This is a genomic window from Helicobacter fennelliae (genome assembly GCF_900451005.1).
GTDB classification, from domain to species: Bacteria; Campylobacterota; Campylobacteria; order Campylobacterales; family Helicobacteraceae; genus Helicobacter_B; species Helicobacter_B fennelliae.
Genome location: NZ_UGIB01000001.1, coordinates 1,672,944 through 1,691,769, shown reverse-complemented (window position 1 = coordinate 1,691,769; position 18,826 = coordinate 1,672,944). Strand labels below are relative to the sequence as shown.

Genomic DNA, 18,826 nt, shown 5'->3' with positions numbered 1-18,826 from the left:
TTAGGCTTGCTAAAGAATCCAAATCCTAAAATCTAGGCTTTAATCTTCCATAAATCACCGAGTTTTTTATCATATTCTCTCGGAGATATTGGTAGAGTGCCACCACCAGGAGTAAAAGTAAGTTCCCCTATGTGTAAAATTTCATTGTTTTGCAAATAAAAATCACAACGCAAATACCCCAAATCTTTAGAAAATTTTCTGCTTATTTCAAGCATTAATGGCAACACTTTTGGCTTTTCTATGGGTTTTTGTGCAAAATCATAAGTGATTTTTACTTTGATAGGATTCCAATTTTCATCAAAAAAAGTGCAACGCGTATCAATGCCTCTGTCTATAATGGTTTCTGAAAATATCTTATCGCCAAAGCAGTGAAACTTATAATCATTCGGAATGATTATTTTTCCACCTTTCACTTCACAAAGCATCTCCTCCACAAATACTCTAGGCTCTATATTATCATAATGCCACTCTCTAGTCTTTGTATAATAATTTGTATTTAAATGTTTTTTTAATTTATCCATAGATTCTTGAAATACTTTTTTATTATTTAAAAACTCATCTTTATCTTGCACTAAGACTACTCCTCCACAATCATGATTTGTTTTTAAAACAAAGCTTTGTGGAAGATGTGTAAAATCAATCTCTTCTACATTCTTATAGATTCCATAAATCTTTGGCAAAAACTCACAAGTATTTGTCTCAAAGAGTTTGTCTTGTATATCATCAATAGGCATAAAGAGTAAAGAAAGAGTTGCAGAATCTATGGAATGCAAATTAATAGAATCTAAGGAATTAGAATCTGAAAGATTTGAAACAGAATCTAAATTTTTAGAATCTAAATGATTAGAATAAGAAACAGAATCAAGAGATTGAGAATGCTTAGAATCTAAACTAACAGAATCCAACTTGTGAGTAGCAGAATCTAAACTAAAATCTAAATTTTTAGATTTTAAATGATTAGAAAGATTTGAATAATTTGAATTTAAAGAATCTAAGGAATTAGAATTAAAAGTTGCAGAATCTACTTTATGTAAAGATTCTAAATGATTTGAATAAGAAACAGAATCTGAAAGATTTGAATGCTTAGAATCTAAAGCATTACTTTTGCTCTGCCCCCCCCCCCATAGTATTAATAGATATAGTAGCATTAGACATAGTAGCAGATATGTTTGATGTATGAGATATATTTGCAGTATTTTGAAGCTCTTGCAAACAAGTAGCAATATAGATTCTAGCTTTGAGTTTATCAGCTAATGCACTATATATTGGATTTCTATCATAAAGCATTCTATGCACTATTTTTTCATTAAATGTTTGTGGATTCTTAAAATTAGGAATATAACCAAATATATGCTTATGTCTCATTGTTAAAAATGTTTCATCATCAAGTTTTGCAACTTTTTTTTGTTGATAATTTAAACGCCATGGCAAAATATACTCTGTATAGAATCTATTATGTCGCACTATATTCTTTAATGTATTTGGAATACATCGCTTTATACATTGTTGTAAGTAAAATAGCATAAATGCTCCTTTTAGAATTTTGGGATAGGTGTATTTGTCTGACTATTTTGATATTCAGATAACTTTTTGTAAAGGACAATCGAGATCCGCTTTATCGCGTTTTCTCTGCTTTGTTGAGTCTCTTTGATAGAGGTTTGGTATAAAAGATTATTATGACAATCTCTAATCGCAGTCAAAAGCGTGGCTTCAAATGCATTGTTTTTTTCTTGTATGGAGAGTGTATTTTCCATTATGCCGATGTCTGCTTCATCTGTAATGCGAAAAAATTTAGCGATCTCACTTGAGAGTGTGTCTTGCTCTGTTTGCGGTATGTTATTGTAAGAGATTTTGATTTTTGGTGCAGGCATATTTGATACAAGGAGATTCTCAAAGGTTTGCAATGTGCTATTATTAATGGTGTTTGACGGAGAGATGAGATTAATAATTTGTGTGATTTGTCGCATATCAGAAAGCTTTGTTTGAAGTGTAGCAAAATCTCGCAAGTTGAGCGATTTACAACTGCGATCAATAGCTTGAAGGCTTTGTAGATTCTGGTTGTAGCGATTGGTGAGCGGGGTGAGCACATCTTGTTTGGAGATTTGGACTTGGATATAAAATGTATCGCCCACATAACTTTGCTTGGTTGTTTTTAGATTCTGCAATTCAAGCGAAGCGACATTAAGATAGATATTTTGATGTAATTCTGAAGAGTCAATATTGTTGCGCTGGGTATTGTTAAGATGCGTATCAGACATAATTTGCGTTTGGATATTTTGCGCTAAATCATTAATAGCATTATTTTTGGCTTGTGCGACATCTGTGCTAGAGCCATTTCCATAGAAAAAATTATTTGAGGTTTGAGGGTTGAGAAACCACTTTGGTGGGTGATTTGCACAGCCACCAAACAACAAAACAAGCAATACGCCGATATGATATTTCAATGTGTGCCCCAAATTATGCGCTTGGAATATTTTTGAGAAGTATTTTTTGTGTATCCATAATAGAAATACCCCTATCAAGCACATTGCAAGCGATTTGCTTTGCTTCATCAAGAGAGTGCATAGCAAAAGTGCCACACTGGAATTTGTTTGCTTCGGGTATGGTGCTAACTTTGCAAATATCTTTCATACTCTCTTCCCATGCTTCTTTGACTTTGTCATCACTTGGTATGCCAATCACACTCATATAAAACCCCGTTCTGCACCCCATTGGTGAAATATCGATAATCTCGATATTATGAGTGTTGAGATAATCTCTCATAAAGCCGGCAAATAAATGCTCAAGCGTATGGATACCTTTTTCACTCAAAATCTCTTGATTTGGAACGCAGAATCTTAAATCAAACACGCTTATTTTGTCTCCTTTTGGAGTTTCCATTGTTTTGGCAAGGCGCACAGCAGGCGCTGGCATAATCGTATGATCGACTTTAAAACTATCAAGTAATGGCATATTTGCTCCTTAAATTAACATAAATTAACATTGCGAAATCTAAACTAAAATCACCACGAGACAGCTTTGTTGCTACCAAGTTTGATGATATTGACTTCATTATCCCAAACAACTAAGCCGGTTTTGAGATCTGTAAGTGTAAGCAAGAAAAAATAATCAACGCGCTGTTTAGATTTTACTTTTGTGTTGCGTTGGATAATTTTTCCTGAAAGCGAGAGCTCGGGCGCGATGAGATTGCCTTTTTCTGGCACGCCATATTGATTGACTTCATCATTATTTCGTGCTTCACGCACTTTATCGATCATTTTATCCTCGCTATTGCCACTTCCAGCAAATGCCATAGTGAGTATGAATTTACCACTATTGCGCATATCTCGCGTGATTTTTCGTGTAAGCTCTTCTGTGGAGAAATGCTGCATTGTGTCATTGACTACATCAGAGATAGCAAGCACTTTTGGCTGGCTCAATGTTGCTAAATTTCTGACATAGCCACTCTCAAGGAGAGATTGGACATTTTTTTGCGCAGCACTTTCAATATCATGATAATCAATACCCATTGAAGAATACTCTCTAGAATCTGCATTATCGACATATTTGACGCCACCACAGCCACTTATCCCTAGCACAAACACAAGAGCATATAAAGCAATTTTTTTCATAATGTGTATCCTTTGCTGCGGTTATTGTTTGAGTGTTTTTTCTAATGCGACAATACGCGTCCAAGTCGAAACCACAGAATCTGGATTGAGCGAAATAGAAGTGATGCCTTCTTTGACCAAAAACTCTGCTATCTCTGGGTAATCGCTTGGTGCTTGCCCGCAGATTCCGCAGTATTTGTTGTGCTTTTTACATGCTTGTATCGCGTGCTTAAACATCTCAAGCATTGCAGGATTTCGCTCATCAAATATATGGCTGACAAGCTGTCCATCTCTATCGACTCCGAGTGTGAGCTGGGTTAGATCGTTTGAGCCAATCGAGAATCCATCAAACATATTTAAGAAATCATCAGCCAAAATAACATTCACTGGTAATTCACACATCACATAAATCTCAAGCCCATTTTTGCCAGATTCCAATCCATTGCGACGCATAATCTCTAGCACTTTTTTGCCCTCTTCAGGTGTGCGTAAAAACGGCACCATGACTTTCATATTTGTAAGCCCCATTTCTTCACGCACCATTGCTAATGCCTCACATTCCCATTCAAACGCCACTCGATACAAGTCAGAATAATACCTACTTGCCCCACGATAGCCAAGCATAGGGTTTTCCTCTAATGGCTCATAGCTCACGCCACCGATCATACCGCGATATTCGTTTGATTTAAAATCGCTTGTCCGCACGATGACCGGCTTTGGATAGAAAGCAGCTGAGATCATACCCATACCTTCGGCGATTTTTTTGATAAAAAAGTCTTTTGGGCTTTCGTATCCGGAGATGAGCTTTTCGATTTCAGAGCGATCTTTGATGTCTTTTTTGCCGTTTTGGAGATCAAGCAAGGCTAATGGGTGGGCTTTGATTTGATTGAGGATAATATGCTCCATACGCGCAAGCCCAACGCCATCATTTGGTAATTGTGAGAATCCAAACGCTTTTTCTGGGTTGCCTATATTCATATAGATTTTGGTTTTTGGTTTGCCAAGATTATCAAGCTCGATTGCTTCAACTTCAAATGGGTGAATGCCCGCATAAATGTAGCCTTCTTCGCCTTCAGCACAAGAGACGGTAACTTCCATGCCCGTATAGAGCCTATCAGTCGCGCCGATAGCCCCGACGATAGCTGGCACGCCAATCTCACGCGCGACAATCGCGGCATGGCAGGTGCGCCCACCGCGATTTGTGATGACTGCTGATGCTTTTTTCATCACCGGCTCCCAATCAGGATCGGTATTGTCAGTTACGAGAATCTCACCTTCTTTAAAGGTATTCATATGCTCTATGTCATTAATGATTCTTACTTTGCCATATCCTATTTTGCCACCTATTGCGCGTCCGGTAAGCAAAATCTCTCTTTCGGCGTTTTTGTCTGTGAAGCTAAATTTTTCAAGTCGTTGCGAGCTATTTTTTTTGTTTTTTTGGCTTTGGACTGTCTCAGGGCGCGCTTGCACGATAAATATCTCTCCACTTTCGCCATCTTTTGACCATTCCATATCCATTGGGCGATATTCGCCTGCTTCTTTAGTGTAATGCTCCTCGATTTTGATCGCATAACGTGCAAGGGTAAGAATGTCTGCATCGGTGATAGAGAAAGTTTTCATTTCTTTTTGTGTGGTTTTGATGTTTTTGGTTGGGTGATCGCTTCCTTTTGGCGCATAGACCATTTTTTGGTGTTTATGCCCGAGTTGTCGCTTGATAATGGGGCGTTTGCCTTCTTTGAGTGTGGGTTTAAATACATAAAACTCATCAGGATTTACCATTCCACCTACGACATTTTCTCCAAGCCCCCAGCTTGATGTGATAAATACCGCGTCTTTAAAGCCTGTTTCTGTATCAATACTAAACATAACTCCAGCACTACCTTTGTCAGCACGCACCATTTTTTGCACGCCCACAGACAGCGCGACTTTGAAATGATCAAACCCTCTTGAAGCGCGGTAACTCACTGCTCTATCAGTAAAAAGCGAAGCAAGACAGGATTTGATATAGTGGATAAGCTCTGTTTGTCCTTTGACGCTAAGGTAAGTATCTTGCTGTCCGGCAAAGCTTGCATCAGGCAAATCCTCGGCAGTCGCAGAGCTACGCACCGCGACATCAGCTTCTTTCATACCATACTCTTCACTCAAAATCTTATACGCTTGAAAGATTTCATTGCGTAAATCCTCAGGAAAAGGCGTGCCAAAAATAAGCTCACGGATTTTTTTGGATCGAGTTTTAAGCACATCGATTTCTGTTACATCGACTCCTTCAAGCAAGTCTTGGATTTTTTGACGTATGCCACCAGAATCTAGCAAATACCAATATGCTTCACTTGTGATAGCAAAACCATTTGGGACTTTGATCCCTACTGGAACAAGCTCTTGAAACATTTCTCCAATGCTAGCGTTTTTTCCTCCCACCAGTGGGACATCTTTATTGTTGAGTTCCTTAAAGAACTTGATATATTTCATGCATTCTCCTCTTATGAGCTAAAGTAAGCTAAAGCGGTATATTGTAATTTATAAAACATAACTATAAACTTAAAAATTATAAACTTGATTAAGGAAATGCAAAAATGAATTTGATACAATTTCGTTTTTATAGTCATTTTAGATTCTAAGGATCGTTATGTCATTTGTCATCACAGATATGAATGAAGCCCTCAAAAAGCACAAACTCTCATCACAAGATTATGATGAGATATTTAAGATTCTAGGCAGAGAGCCTAATTTGGTTGAGTTGGGGGTTTTTTCAGCTATGTGGAGTGAGCATTGTAGCTATAAATCAAGCAGAATCTACCTCAAAGGCTTTCCTGTGAGTGCGCCTTGGGTCATACAAGGTCCGGGCGAAAACGCAGGTGTCATCGATATAAGTGGCGGTTATGCCGCAGTATTTAAGGTAGAATCTCACAATCACCCAAGCTTTATTGAGCCTCACGCAGGAGCGGCTACGGGAGTTGGTGGGATTATGCGAGATATTTTTACTATGGGTGCGCGCCCTGTGGCGAGTTTGGATTCTATTCGATTTGGTGAGATTTGGCGCGATGATGCCATAGGCAAAAAACACAAATACTTACTTCGTGGCGTTGTAGAGGGGATAGGGAGTTATGGAAATTGTATGGGTGTGCCAACTATCGGGGGTGAGAGTAGTTTTGAGCAATGCTATAACGGCAATATTTTAGTCAATGCGTTTTGTCTAGGCATAGCCAAAAGTGATGAGATATTCTATGGCAGGGCTGATGGCGTTGGCAATCTTGTGATTTATGTAGGAAGTAAAACCGGAAGAGATGGCTTAGGTGGGGCAGTGATGAGCTCTGATAGCTTTACTCAAGATTCTAAAGCATTGCGTCCGACCGTGCAAGTGGGCGATCCTTTTACCGAGAAGCTTTTGCTTGAAGCATGCTTGGAGTTATTCCATCAGAATCTTATCGTAGGCATTCAAGATATGGGCGCGGCTGGGCTTACGAGCTCTAGCTTTGAAATGGCAGATAGAAGCGGAAGTGGAATGAAGCTCTATCTTGATAAAGTGCCTATGCGCGAAAGCGGAATGAATGCGTATGAATTAATGCTTAGCGAATCACAAGAGCGAATGCTTATCTGCGCAAAGAGAGAATCCTATGAGGAGATTAAAAAGATTTTTGATAAATGGGAGCTGAATTGCGCTGTGATAGGCGAGGTGAGCGATAGTGGAGCAATGGAGCTATATTGGGAAGAGGAGCGAGTAGGGTTTATACCTATTAAGCCGATTGTTGCAAACGCGCCTGTTTTAAATCGCCCAACCAAAAAGCCTGCGTATTTAGATTCTGTATCTAAGCAGCATTACACACAAAGCCCATTAAGCCAGCAAGAAATGTTTAAAAAACTGCTAGGAAGTATTGATATTTGCGATAAAGAATGGATTTATTCTCAATATGATAGCTCTGTGCAGACAAATACAATCATTGAAAGCGGGCAGGGCGATGCAAGTGCGATACGAGTAAAAGAAAATGGTGTAGCCCTTGCGATGAGTATTTATTCGCCTATTCGTTATTGTTATCTCAATCCGCAAGAAGGCGCAAAAATCGCCGTAGCGACAGCTGGGAGGAAGTGTATCACACGAGGCGCGCGCCCTTTGGCAATTAGCGATTGTCTAAATTTTGGCAGTCCGGAGAATCCAGAAGTGATGTGGCAGTTTAAAGAAGTATGCGAGGGTATAAAGCTAGCTTCAAAAGCACTTGATATGCCTGTGGTGAGTGGTAATGTCTCATTATATAACCAAACAGAAGGCATAGATATTTATCCGACGCCAACCATAGCAGCTGTGGGGATTAATAATGATGCGACAAAGATTATAGATTCTGCATTCAAAGTGGCGGGAAATTGTGTTGTTTTGCTAGGACGGATTGATGATGGGCTTGATGGGAGTGTGCTACAAAAAGTGCTATATGGAATAAATGGAGGCAATGTGCCTGCGATTGATTTAGAAGCTGAGCTTAGACTTTGGAATCTCACTTTAGAAGCCATTGAAAAAAATATCATTATCTCATCAAAAGAAGTTGGCAATGGTGGATTGGCTATCACGCTTGCAAAAATGGCACTTTTTGGCAATATAGGAATCCGCGCAAAAAATCTCCGTGTAGCCATAGCTCCATTAACTCCATCTCAAACCCAAAAAAATCTAGAATCTAAAACCCCAGAATCTAAAGAATATATTTTTGCGCAATCTCAAAGCTGCATTGTCGCAGAAGTCGCCAAAGATAATTGCGAAAGCCTCAAAACAATGGCAAAAGATGCAGGCATTCCTTTTGCGATTTTGGGGGAAATTGGCGGTGATAGGCTCTGTATCGATGAGATAGATCTAAGCCTTGCAGAATTGAGAGAGATTTTTTATACAAGTTTTAGTCATTATATACATTAGGAAATTAATAGCAACAGTAACAAAAGGATTTTGGATTCTATGACTTTGGATTTAAAAAAAGATTTTAAAAATGTTTTGTTTCTTGCGCCATTAGCTGGATATACGGATTTGCCATTTCGAAGTGTGGTGAAAAAATTTGGCGTGGATATAACCGTGAGTGAAATGATAAGCTCGCACGCACTTGCCTATCAAAGTGCCAAAACCCTAAAGATGATAGAAAAATCACAAAACGAGAATCCATATTCTGTGCAAGTGGCAGGATCAAAGCCAGAGATTCTTAAAAAAGCCATTGAGATTCTCAATACCCAAAATGGCATTGATATTGTAGATTTTAATTGTGGTTGTCCGGCTCCAAAAGTCGCAAATCACGGCAATGGAAGCGGGCTTTTGAAAGATTTGCCACATTTGGTAAAAATGCTCCATATCATCAAAAATACGACAAATAAGCCATATACAAGCGTAAAAGTGCGGTTAGGCTTTGATCGTAAGATTCCGCTTGAGATAGCAAATGCGCTCAATGACGCGCCCATTGATTTTGTCGTCGTGCATGGAAGGACGCGAAGCGATGGATACAAAAAAGAGCGGATTGATTATGATTCCATAGCGCAGATGAAACATATCTTGCAGAAGCCATTGATTGCAAATGGCGAGATAGATTCTGCCAAAAAAGCGCAGTGTGTATTAGCGCGCACAGGGGCTGATGGGGTGATGATAGGTAGGGCAGCATTATCAAGTCCGTGGATTTTTTGGCAGATCAAAAACAATACTGATGAATTGCCACCAATCATCAAAAAAGAGCTTGTGCTCGAGCATTTTGATAAAATGGTAGAATTTTATGGCACAAGGGGAGTTGTGATGTTTCGTAAAAATCTCCATGCGTATGCTAAGGGGCATACAAATGCAAGTGAGTTTCGAAATATTGTCAATAGCTTGGTGGATTCTGCTGAGATGAGGAAGCGGATTGAGGAATTTTTCGGTGAGGAAGAAATCAAGTGGAATCTTGATTGTATCGTAGAATTAAATAAGAGAAGCGTATGAGATTTGTTGTTGTATCGTGTTGTGTTGTGGGGTTTTGTATTGGTGGAGAGCTGCGTCCATATGTGCAAATGGGGATAGTTGGCGGTGGTGCAACTGCCACTTCAAATCAGCAAAGTATGAGTAAAGAAGTCGCAACTTGCCCCGTGCAAGCTGATGGCTCACTGCTTTGTATCGGCGATAGCACGCGCGGAGAATATCAAGGGAATCTAGGCAATGGTTTTAATGCTGAAATTGGCGGGGAGTATTTTATCGATAAGCTAGGGATTAGCGGGGTGAGGCTGTTTGGGGAGATAAGTGTCATTGGTGGCGGGCTTGGCAATCTCACATCAAGCGCAAGAGATACAAGCTCTAATAATTTAGCAGGAGCGAAAGCAAGATGCAATAATGAAAAAACAGGAAGTGTGAATTGCGGGGTTGATGGCGTGAATGGAATCTTAATTATCAAGCCCGGCACTACGGTTACAGAGGAGGCTTTCAGTTTTCAAGAGACGCCAGATCCTCAAACAATCGCCCCAAATAGTGGCAAATGGATGACTTTTGGAATTGGGGTTGATGGATTTGTCAATGTACCTATTGATTATTGGTTGAGAGAATATTTGAATTTTGGCGATGGTTGGTTTCTTAGGCGATTGGGGGTTTTGAAGATTGGGGTTTTTGTGGGCGGAGGAGTTGAGTTTTCTCGGTTTTCTCAAGGCTCATGGCAGAATCTAGTCGCCGGCAAAGGAAAAGCGCAGAATCTCAATGATGCGTTTTTTGCGGCGGGAAGTGGCGGATTTTTGCGGTATGGAGTTCAAGCCTATATCACAAAATTTTTGAGGATTAATTTTGGGTTCAAAGATACTTTTTATGAGATTGCATCTGAGCGGTGGTATAGGTTTGATGGGCTGGCTGTCAATGCAAGTGGCACTCTTGTGGCTGTGCGTCCAAATGATGGTTGGAGTGAGACGCTTTTGCGACAAAAATTTGTCGTCTCAAAGGAGAGAGAGTGGTTTTTGAGTATGGCATTAAGCTTTTGATTGTGTTTGCATAGAATCTAAATCCTAGCTTTAAGCGATTTGAGCTACGAGATTTGTTTTTCGCTTCGTCAATGAACTACAAGTTCTATTTCCTCGCTCAAAACTGCACAGCCCGCAAACTCATCTTAAAATCTAGGATTTCTTAATGAGCCATTGTGTTTCCATACATGTCTTAAGCGTTAGCGAAGAATCTGGGTTTTGCTTTTGCAGACTTTATTTTCTGGATTCTTCGCTTTCTATGAAAACTTAAGTAATGACGACAAAAACGCCATGCCAAACACAAAGGGGCGTAAAGAAATCCTCCATTTTTAGGCAGATTTAGTCAGGGTTGTGTAAAATTTTTAGGCAAGCAAAAACACAAAAAATGTAACAATAGCGTTCATCGCAGGCTAAAAATTTCAAACTCCCTGAAATATGTCTTCTCAAGCAAAGCGTTCGGGCAAAGCCCTAGAGTTGCATAGCAAAAAAGAGAGGATTTAGATTCCATTTAAACTAGAATCTAGAATCTAAAAATCTCTTTTAAGTAAAGCATCTATTTTTAGGATTGTGATAAGATGATCTTCTCGTTTGCCGACGCCACTTATTAAGCCTGCTTGATTGCTAGCTAATGTCTCTGGCACAGGATCGATCACAGATTGAGGTAGTGTGATAGCTGCTGTGAGCTTATCGATTACAAATCCAGCAATATCATCATTTTGGCGGATAACAAGGTATCGCGTATCTTTATCTTGTTTGATTGCCTGCATTCCAAAATTAAGCCTAAGATTGATAAGCGGATATACATTTCCGCGGAGATTAAAAACCCCAAGCACATACGGAGGAGTTCCGGGAACCCTTGTGTATTCTATGGGCTTGACAATCTCAATAACATTGAGGATTGGCACCGAGAATTCCTCATTGCCAACCACAAAACCAATAACTTGAAGCACTTCATCTGCGTCATCTTGCCCACTGCTTGTACTAGTAAGCTGCTGTCTTTGTTGCTCAAAGATATTTTTCATTTTATCATCACTCATATTATTCTCCAGTTACAAGGTTTATATTTCTTTTTACGACATTGATGAGATATTCAGGAGTGTAGGGCTTTGTGATATATTCAGTCATACCAGATTCTACGCCACGCATTCTATCTGTTTTGCTTGTTCTACTTGTTACTGCGATTAATGGAAGGCTTTTAAATTTATTGTATTTTCGCACTTCAGAAGCAAAGGTATAGCCGTCCATTTTAGGCATTTCAATATCAACCAAAACCGCATCAATAGGTTTATCGCTGTTTTTGACAATTTCTAATCCTTCCAATCCATTGCTTGCTTCAAGGATTGTAACGCCAAGTGTTTTGAGGCATTTTTTCATGATCGCTCTATCGGTATTGCTATCATCGATTGCCAAAACCACATAATCAGCTGGCGAACTTTTGACTTTTGTATTTTGGGCTTCTTCCATCATTTTATTGATACTGACTTTTATCTCTTTTGCCATATCAATCATCGCTGCGACATCGACAATAAGCGTGATTTTGCCATCTCCTCGAACGGTCGCTCCAGCGATTCCGCGTGTATTTTTGAGATAATACCCAAGCGATTTGATAACCGCTTCTTCTTGCCCGATAAGATAATCCACAATAATTCCAAGCTTTTGCTCCGCTAGAGCGATGATTACAACATAAACCTCGCTTGTAGCCTCAAGCACAGAACTAACACCAAAAATATCTGCCAATCTCACCAAAGATAGCACTTCATCTCGAAGGCGCAAAACTGATTTGCCATCGACAGTGTAGATTTCATCTTGCCCTATACGCACCGTCTCGACAACAGATGAAAGCGGAATCGCATAATATTCCTCTTGCGTGCCAACTAGGAGTGTTTGCATAATGGCTAGTGTCAATGGAATTTTAAGCTTAAAGGTCGTGCCAACGCCCTTTTCAGAATCTATCTCGATGATTCCATTGAGTTTTTCGACATTTGTTTTGACGACATCCATTCCGACACCACGCCCTGATACATTGGTAATGGTTTTTGATGTAGAGAATCCGGGTTTAAAGATAATCCCCAAAGCCTCTTTATCAGACATATTATCTGCTTCTTTTTCTGAAATAAGCCCCTTTTCGATCGCTTTTTGCTTCAAGAAGTCAGGATCTAAGCCATGCCCATCATCTGTAATTTCTATCACGATGTGATTGCCTTCATTGTAAGCTTTTAGATCGACTCTGCCGACTTCTGGTTTGCCTAAAGTTTGTCTTTCTTCTGGAGTTTCTATTCCGTGATCGCATGAATTGCGGATAATGTGGATAAGCGGATCGCCAATTTCTTCGACGATAGATTTGTCAAGCTCGGTTTCTTCACCTGTAATTACAAGATCTATATTTTTCTTTAAATCTCTTGAGAGATCCCGAACCATTCGTGGAAATTTATTAAACACTTTGCCAACAGGCTGCATTCTAGTTTTCATCACAGCAAGTTGTAAATCTGTTGTAACGCTTGAGACAGAGGAGACAACTTGATTGAGCTCTTCTAAAAATTTCTCGCCATCATAACGTTCCTCGACTTCGCTATAGATTCTGATAAGTCGGTTTTTGCCAAGCACAAGCTCACCGATAAGATTCATCAAATGATCAAGCCTTCGCACATCAACGCGCACGGTTTGCTCAACAGCAGTTGCTATATTTTTGCTCTCATCTTTTGTGGCTGCTGGTCTAGGTGAAGCATGGGCTGGAGCTTCGTTATTTGCTGGATGTTCTGGTTTTGGAGCTTGAGTGTCTGCTACTTGTTCGCTTGCTTTCTTTTCGGCTCGTTTTTGTTTATCAGCTTCTTGTCGCTTTTTGAGTAGTCTATCTATCTCTGCTTCGACTTGCTCGGCACTCATGTGTGCGTAGTCTTTGTCTGGCTCATCTGCCAAAGGATTATCGTCTGAAGAAGCAGGTGCGGGTGATTCTTCTTGTTTGGGTTGAGTTGTCGCTTTGGATTCTGCTTTAGATTCTGAAGCTTGAGGTGCGGGTGATTCTTGAGAGCTACTATTTGTATCTTGATTTGTGCCTTGAGAAATGGCTTGAAGTTTTTTCACCACATCAGTTATGTCAATACCGCTATTTGCGTCTGTTCCAGATTCTTGAATGACTTTTAGCAAGGCTTTCATCAAATCTACGGAAACCAACACAACATCCATAATGTCTGGCGTTATTTTGAGTTCGCCTTTTCGTGCTTTGTTGAGGACATCTTCCATATTATGAGTGAGGCTTGTCAAAATATCAAAATTCAAAAATGAGCTTGAACCTTTGATTGTGTGAGCTACTCTAAAGATACGATTGAGAAGATCGAGGTCTTCGGGGTTGCTTTCTAGTTCAACCAAATCCTGATCGAGCTGTTCTACCATTTCAAATGCTTCGATTAAAAAATCTTCCATTATTTCTTGCATATCATCCATACTCATACCTCGTGATAGTTATTTTTTTGGGTTATTCTACCAAAAAAATAAAAAAAATAAGCCTAACTTAAAAGTTTTTTGATTTCTTTGTAGAAAAGATCAGGATCAAATTTGACAATATAGCCATCGCTTCCAACTTTTTTGCTTTTTTCTATACTATTTTCATCACATATAGAAGAGTTAAATAATAGAGGAATTTTGGCAAATCTGGGATCTTTTTTGACTTCACTTGCAAAGTGGAATCCGTCCATTTTTGGCATTTCTATATCAGAGACGATGATTTTTAGGTGTGATTGAAGATCTTTGCCATATATGTCATACAACTCTTCAAGTTTTTGCTTTCCTTCCTCACCATTTATCGCCTCGATAACTTCAAATCCCATAGCGTGTAGATTTTTGATTATTCTTTTTCGTGCGACATTACTATCTTCAAGCACAAGGGCTAATCCACTGAATTTTTGCTGTCCTTCGACAATATTGACGATAGAATCTGCTTTTTGCTTATAGAAATCAAGCTCATCAATTATGCTCTCCAAATCCAAAATAAGCAATGTCCTTCCGTCTTCGATACGCGTTGTTCCTGTGATTTTTCCCCTTTCTATGATGTTTGAGGAGCTAAATCTCGCAGCTTCAATATTTTTCCAATTAATATGTCTAATTCTCTTCACTTCATGGATAACAAAACCAATTTCGACATTATTGAATTCTGATATGATGATTTTACGTCTGTGCTGTTTGTCATCAGGCTCGATATTGAGCCATTTTGGTAGATCAACAACAGGTATAATCGTGCCTCTTAAATCAAGCAAACCAAGCACATAATCCGGACTTGCTGGCACTTCTGATAGCTCATCTGACCAATCCATAATACCGCGCACTTTAACAACATTTACCCCATACACGCCCTCATAACTTTCATTGTCTCGTTTTTCAAAGATTCTAAAGTCAATCAAGGCGATTTCGTTATAGATATTTAATTGTTGATTGGGAGTATCAGCCATTTCTTTCTCCATTTTTTTTGCTGGATTCTATAATAAAAACTCTTTTTGAACAATAAAATGATGGCAGAGATATGTAGTTTTTGTAAATTTCTCCAATATGAAAATGCCCTTCAATCACTCCACTTAAGCAAGAGATACCTTTATTTGTGGCATATTGCTGATATTTGGCAAATCTTTCTTTGGCAAACTTTTCTAATTTTTCGCCACAAAGGGGCATATTTTTGATTCTGCGAGCATTGATTTTGCGCTCTATGTATGTATAGAGGTATCCGCAAGTGAGTATATCAAGAATCTTAAAGCAACTTAGCACAAAAGACGCACTCATAAGATGTATATAGCATTCGTATGATTTGCTGATAAAGCAGTCTCCATGTGCGATGAGGAAGTTAGAGGATTCAAACATAAAGTGCGCTGGCTGCAAACTGCGCGGATATATTTTGACTCGTGGAAATACGCACATATCAATGCCAAAATCATGATTGCCTTCAAAATAAAACACTTGAGTTTTTAAAGAAAGCGCATTGATAGATTCTATAAAAAGTCGGTGTTTTTTGATGCTACTTTGTATATGTCCTATAAATAAATGCGCTATATCGCCCATTAAAAATACTTGAGGTGGAGGGTTTAGCTCAAGATAAGCAAGCAAAGAGAGCAAATCGCCTTGCCATATTTTTGTTTGGGTGAAATGATGAGAATCATCAAAGTTTGCTTGTAATGAGTTACTCTTGTGTGTGGGTATAAAGTGAGAATCTGCAATAAATACTGCTCCGGGTATGATTGAAGGAATATCGCTCATCATCACTTTATCGCTTAAGTTTTAAAGTTAGAAATCGCTTCATCAAGACTTTTTGTCTTTTGCAAGACGCTTTTAACGATAGATTCTACTTTTGTGCCAAATTCTTTGGTTTGGATAGAAATCGCTGTAATTTGTTCCATTTTTGTTTCAAGCTGTGCTGTGTTTTGGACGACCTCATTATTTTTTTCATAGATTCTGTGTGAAGATTCTTTTGTGTTTGCCAAAAATGATTTTGTCTTGTTAGCTTCTTCTATCATTTCACTTGTTTGAATGGAGATTTGTTTGGTTTCTTCGCTTGATCGGTTAATGTCTTGATTGACTTCAGCCACGCTTTGCACCATGATATTCATTGCTGTGGCTATTTCATTGATGGCTTTTTGTGTTGATGTCGCAAGCTCGCGGACATTATCAGCCACAACTGCAAATCCTCTTCCATGCTCGCCCGCCCGCATTGCTTCAATGGCTGCATTAAGGGCTAAAAGATTGGTTTGTTCGGCGATTTTGGAAATCACTGAAAGCACTTGTTTTGTCTGCTGGACATTTTCTGCAAGTATATGCGATCGCTCCATAATTTCTTCTTGATTTTGGCTTGTGCTTTGGATCTGATCGACTACATTTTGGAGCTTATGCACAAATCCATCTAAGACATTTTGAGTGTGTTCTATATCTTGCAGGGTAGTTTGGATTTCGTCTTTGACTGATCCTGTTTGTGAAAATATATTTTTAGCAAGCACATCAATAGAATCTATATGCTCGGCTTGAATGTTTGAATTTTGAGAGAGTTTGAGTGAAATCTGCTGCAATCCAGAAATGCTATCCACGCTCTCAAGAGATACATTTTTGGTGATTTTTATGGTGTTTTGGATATTTTCGACAAATTGATTAAAAAATAGCGAAGTGCTTCCGACTTCATCTTTGGTTTTGATAAAAATGCGCTTTGTCAAATCCGCTTCTTTCGTGCTTGTGAGATCTTTTGCCATATTTTTAAGCACTGCTAATGGACGAATAAGCTCTTTTTCAAAAAATATCCATAACCCCAAAATCGCCAAAAAGTACGCCACAATCGTGCAACTAATAACCCAATACATACTTTGAGCGATAGAATGGTGCAAATCATCAAGTGAAATGTGAAGCTTCATCACGCCCAAAACTTCATCTTTTTGCGCGTTTGCGTGGCAATTCAGACAGCTTTCTTGAGCGATGAGTGGCTTATGCAATATCACAAAATGGCTACCATCTTGTTCGAGATTTTGTATTTTGGCTTGTTTGGTTTGGAATACTTCTTGTGCTATTTCTGTCGGGACAATAGAATCTTGAAGTCCAAAAAGCTCTTTTACACTTTCAGATTGATACACGACAATATCTTCTATACCGGGTATGCTTTTTGATGAGGTGATACTTTCTTCAATCGCTTCTCTTGAGCCTGTATTCATACCTTCTCGGATTGTATAAAAAATTGATTGACTCAACATATCTGATGTTTGCTTGGCTTCTGTCATCGCAAGATTTGTGAAATTATATTTCAAAAGCACGACCAAACCACACACGCCAACCACAAGAAACAAACTCAAAGTAAAAATCATTTTTGCACGAAATGTCTGTAACACCACAATTTCCTCGCTATTTAAAACCTCATTTACAATCATTATATTGCAAAAGCATTCTTTGTTACCTTAAAAATAAAAAATTATTGAGGATTTTTAGTGTTTTTGGCAAAAAACCTAGAAAAAAATCCAGCCTTATTCTGCTGCTTTGTCCTAGAAATCGCCAAACTTCCGCTTGGCACATCTGAAGTGATCGTCGAGCCTGCGGCAATTATGCTATTTGATTGGACTATCACAGGTGCTACAAGCTGCGTATCGCTTCCTATAAATACATTTTCACCAATGAATGTTTTGTGTTTTTGTTTGCCATCATAATTGCAAGTGATAACGCCAGCCCCGACATTGCTTCCATTTTGGATCTCACAATCCCCAAGATAGCTCAAATGCCCGGCTTTCACGCCAGAAAGAGTAGCAGCTTTTGTCTCGACAAAATTACCAATATGTGTGTTTTGGATATGGCTTTTTGGGCGGATATGCGCCATAGGACCTATATCGCTTGATATGATTACGCTCTCTTTAATCACGCTATGAGCTTTAATCACAGAATCTACAATCTTGCTTTTGCCACAGATTCTCACTCCATTTTCGATCTCACACTCTCCTTCAAACTCAACATCTTCCTCGATATAAATACTTTGTGGAATATGCATAATCACACCGCTTGCCATAGCTTTGTCGCGCAAAAGTTTGAGTTTGATGTCTTGGGCAAGGGCAAGCTCATTTTTAGAATTTACACCTATAAACTCATCTTTATCTCCATAAAATGGAGCGATACGAATGCCACTCTCAACACAAAGCCCAATAATATCTGTAAGATAAAATTCTTTTTGGGCGTTATTGTTTTGAAGCAATGGAAGATTTTTGGCAAGAATTCCCACATCAAATGCGTAGATTCCGGCATTGACTATATTGATTTGAAGCTCTTTGGTAGAGCAGTCTTTTTGCTCGATGACTTTAGCGATAGATTCTTGATTAGAATCTGCAAAAATCACGCGACCATAGCCTTGAGGATTTGGCATTTGTATGATACTTAAAACCGCCTTTGCGTCTATATTAGCAATAGCTTGTATAGTTTGGGATTGTATAAGGGGCATATCACCATTGAGGATTACAACTCTTTGATGCTTTGTCTCAATCATCGTCCCACTAGAATCCAAAAGCGCGCCACCTGTGCCGGGGTATTTTTGGTGATCTTGCGTGTGTATGGTGATTTGGCGAGTGCCAAAAATTTCAGTGATATGGTGTTGGATTATGTCTTTTTGGTGATACAAAATGACATGCACATCATCACTAGCTTTGAGAGCAGAATCTAAAATCAAATCAATCATAGATTTTCCGCAGATTTTGTGCAAAACCTTTGGTTGCGTAGAGCGCATTCGCGTGCCTGCACCTGCAGCTAATATAATGACTGAAAAATCCATTGCCACTCCTTTTGTGCTTTTTGCGCCTTACACATCGCATAATCTT

The 18,826-nt window shown here is 39.0% G+C and carries 15 protein-coding genes; 3 read left to right on the top strand and 12 right to left on the bottom strand.

What is annotated here, in order from left to right:
* Window positions 1-32: 32 nt before the first annotated feature.
* From DY109_RS12110 to ppsA, 6 genes are read right to left on the bottom strand one after another with little or no spacing between them, the layout of a single operon-like run.
* A complete protein-coding gene (locus DY109_RS12110) occupies window positions 33-1,148 on the bottom strand; it encodes an ATP-grasp fold amidoligase family protein (RefSeq protein WP_244916665.1) in 1,116 nt (371 codons plus the stop codon).
* Window positions 1,099-1,524: a hypothetical protein gene (locus tag DY109_RS08365; protein ID WP_244916664.1), complete on the bottom strand. Its 426-nt coding sequence runs from the start codon at window positions 1,522-1,524 to the stop codon at window positions 1,099-1,101. Before DY109_RS08365 ends, DY109_RS12110 begins: the two co-directional genes overlap by 50 nt.
* A gap of 11 nt (window positions 1,525-1,535) precedes the next feature.
* Window positions 1,536-2,444 (bottom strand): LPP20 family lipoprotein, encoded by a 909-nt coding sequence (locus DY109_RS08360; RefSeq protein WP_023946996.1) that lies wholly within the window; start codon window positions 2,442-2,444, stop codon window positions 1,536-1,538.
* A gap of 13 nt (window positions 2,445-2,457) precedes the next feature.
* The gene (gene luxS, locus DY109_RS08355) at window positions 2,458-2,952 is read right to left on the bottom strand and encodes an S-ribosylhomocysteine lyase (protein ID WP_023946997.1); all 495 of its coding nucleotides are present in this window, start codon (window positions 2,950-2,952) and stop codon (window positions 2,458-2,460) included.
* 50 nt (window positions 2,953-3,002) lie between these two features.
* Window positions 3,003-3,611 (bottom strand): penicillin-binding protein activator LpoB, encoded by a 609-nt coding sequence (gene lpoB, locus DY109_RS08350; protein ID WP_023946999.1) that lies wholly within the window; start codon window positions 3,609-3,611, stop codon window positions 3,003-3,005.
* Between the two features lie 21 nt (window positions 3,612-3,632).
* Window positions 3,633-6,059, bottom strand: coding sequence for a pyruvate, water dikinase (gene ppsA / locus DY109_RS08345; protein WP_023947001.1), 2,427 nt, complete (start codon window positions 6,057-6,059; stop codon window positions 3,633-3,635).
* A 157-nt stretch (window positions 6,060-6,216) separates the two neighbouring features.
* Here ppsA and purL point away from each other — a divergent pair, with 157 nt between their 5' ends.
* Genes purL through DY109_RS08330 form a run of 3 tightly spaced genes read left to right on the top strand, consistent with a single transcriptional unit; the run spans window position 6,217 to window position 10,538 of the window.
* Window positions 6,217-8,484 (top strand): phosphoribosylformylglycinamidine synthase subunit PurL, encoded by a 2,268-nt coding sequence (gene purL / locus DY109_RS08340; protein WP_023947003.1) that lies wholly within the window; start codon window positions 6,217-6,219, stop codon window positions 8,482-8,484.
* 39 nt (window positions 8,485-8,523) lie between these two features.
* Window positions 8,524-9,522, top strand: coding sequence for a tRNA dihydrouridine synthase (locus DY109_RS08335; RefSeq protein WP_023947004.1), 999 nt, complete (start codon window positions 8,524-8,526; stop codon window positions 9,520-9,522).
* The gene (locus DY109_RS08330) at window positions 9,519-10,538 is read left to right on the top strand and encodes a hypothetical protein (protein WP_023947005.1); all 1,020 of its coding nucleotides are present in this window, start codon (window positions 9,519-9,521) and stop codon (window positions 10,536-10,538) included. Before DY109_RS08335 ends, DY109_RS08330 begins: the two co-directional genes overlap by 4 nt.
* Window positions 10,539-11,044: 506 nt before the next feature.
* Here the strand turns inward: DY109_RS08330 and DY109_RS08325 are convergent.
* The 6 genes from DY109_RS08325 to glmU form a co-directional block, all read right to left on the bottom strand.
* The gene (locus tag DY109_RS08325) at window positions 11,045-11,554 is read right to left on the bottom strand and encodes a chemotaxis protein CheW (protein WP_023947007.1); all 510 of its coding nucleotides are present in this window, start codon (window positions 11,552-11,554) and stop codon (window positions 11,045-11,047) included.
* A gap of 1 nt (window position 11,555) precedes the next feature.
* Window positions 11,556-13,958, bottom strand: a complete 2,403-nt coding sequence (locus DY109_RS08320) for a hybrid sensor histidine kinase/response regulator (RefSeq protein ID WP_023947008.1) — start codon at window positions 13,956-13,958, stop codon at window positions 11,556-11,558.
* A 62-nt stretch (window positions 13,959-14,020) separates the two neighbouring features.
* Complete coding sequence (locus DY109_RS08315; protein WP_023947009.1) at window positions 14,021-14,959, bottom strand: chemotaxis protein CheV; 939 nt, start codon at window positions 14,957-14,959, stop codon at window positions 14,021-14,023.
* On the bottom strand, window positions 14,952-15,758 hold the full coding sequence (locus DY109_RS08310) for a metallophosphoesterase family protein (RefSeq protein ID WP_023947010.1): 807 nt from the start codon (window positions 15,756-15,758) through the stop codon (window positions 14,952-14,954). Before DY109_RS08310 ends, DY109_RS08315 begins: the two co-directional genes overlap by 8 nt.
* Window positions 15,759-15,769: 11 nt before the next feature.
* The gene (locus tag DY109_RS12380) at window positions 15,770-17,362 is read right to left on the bottom strand and encodes a methyl-accepting chemotaxis protein (protein ID WP_034549349.1); all 1,593 of its coding nucleotides are present in this window, start codon (window positions 17,360-17,362) and stop codon (window positions 15,770-15,772) included.
* A gap of 80 nt (window positions 17,363-17,442) precedes the next feature.
* Window positions 17,443-18,780: a bifunctional UDP-N-acetylglucosamine diphosphorylase/glucosamine-1-phosphate N-acetyltransferase GlmU gene (gene glmU / locus DY109_RS08300; protein WP_023947012.1), complete on the bottom strand. Its 1,338-nt coding sequence runs from the start codon at window positions 18,778-18,780 to the stop codon at window positions 17,443-17,445.
* Window positions 18,781-18,826 lie beyond the last annotated feature (46 nt).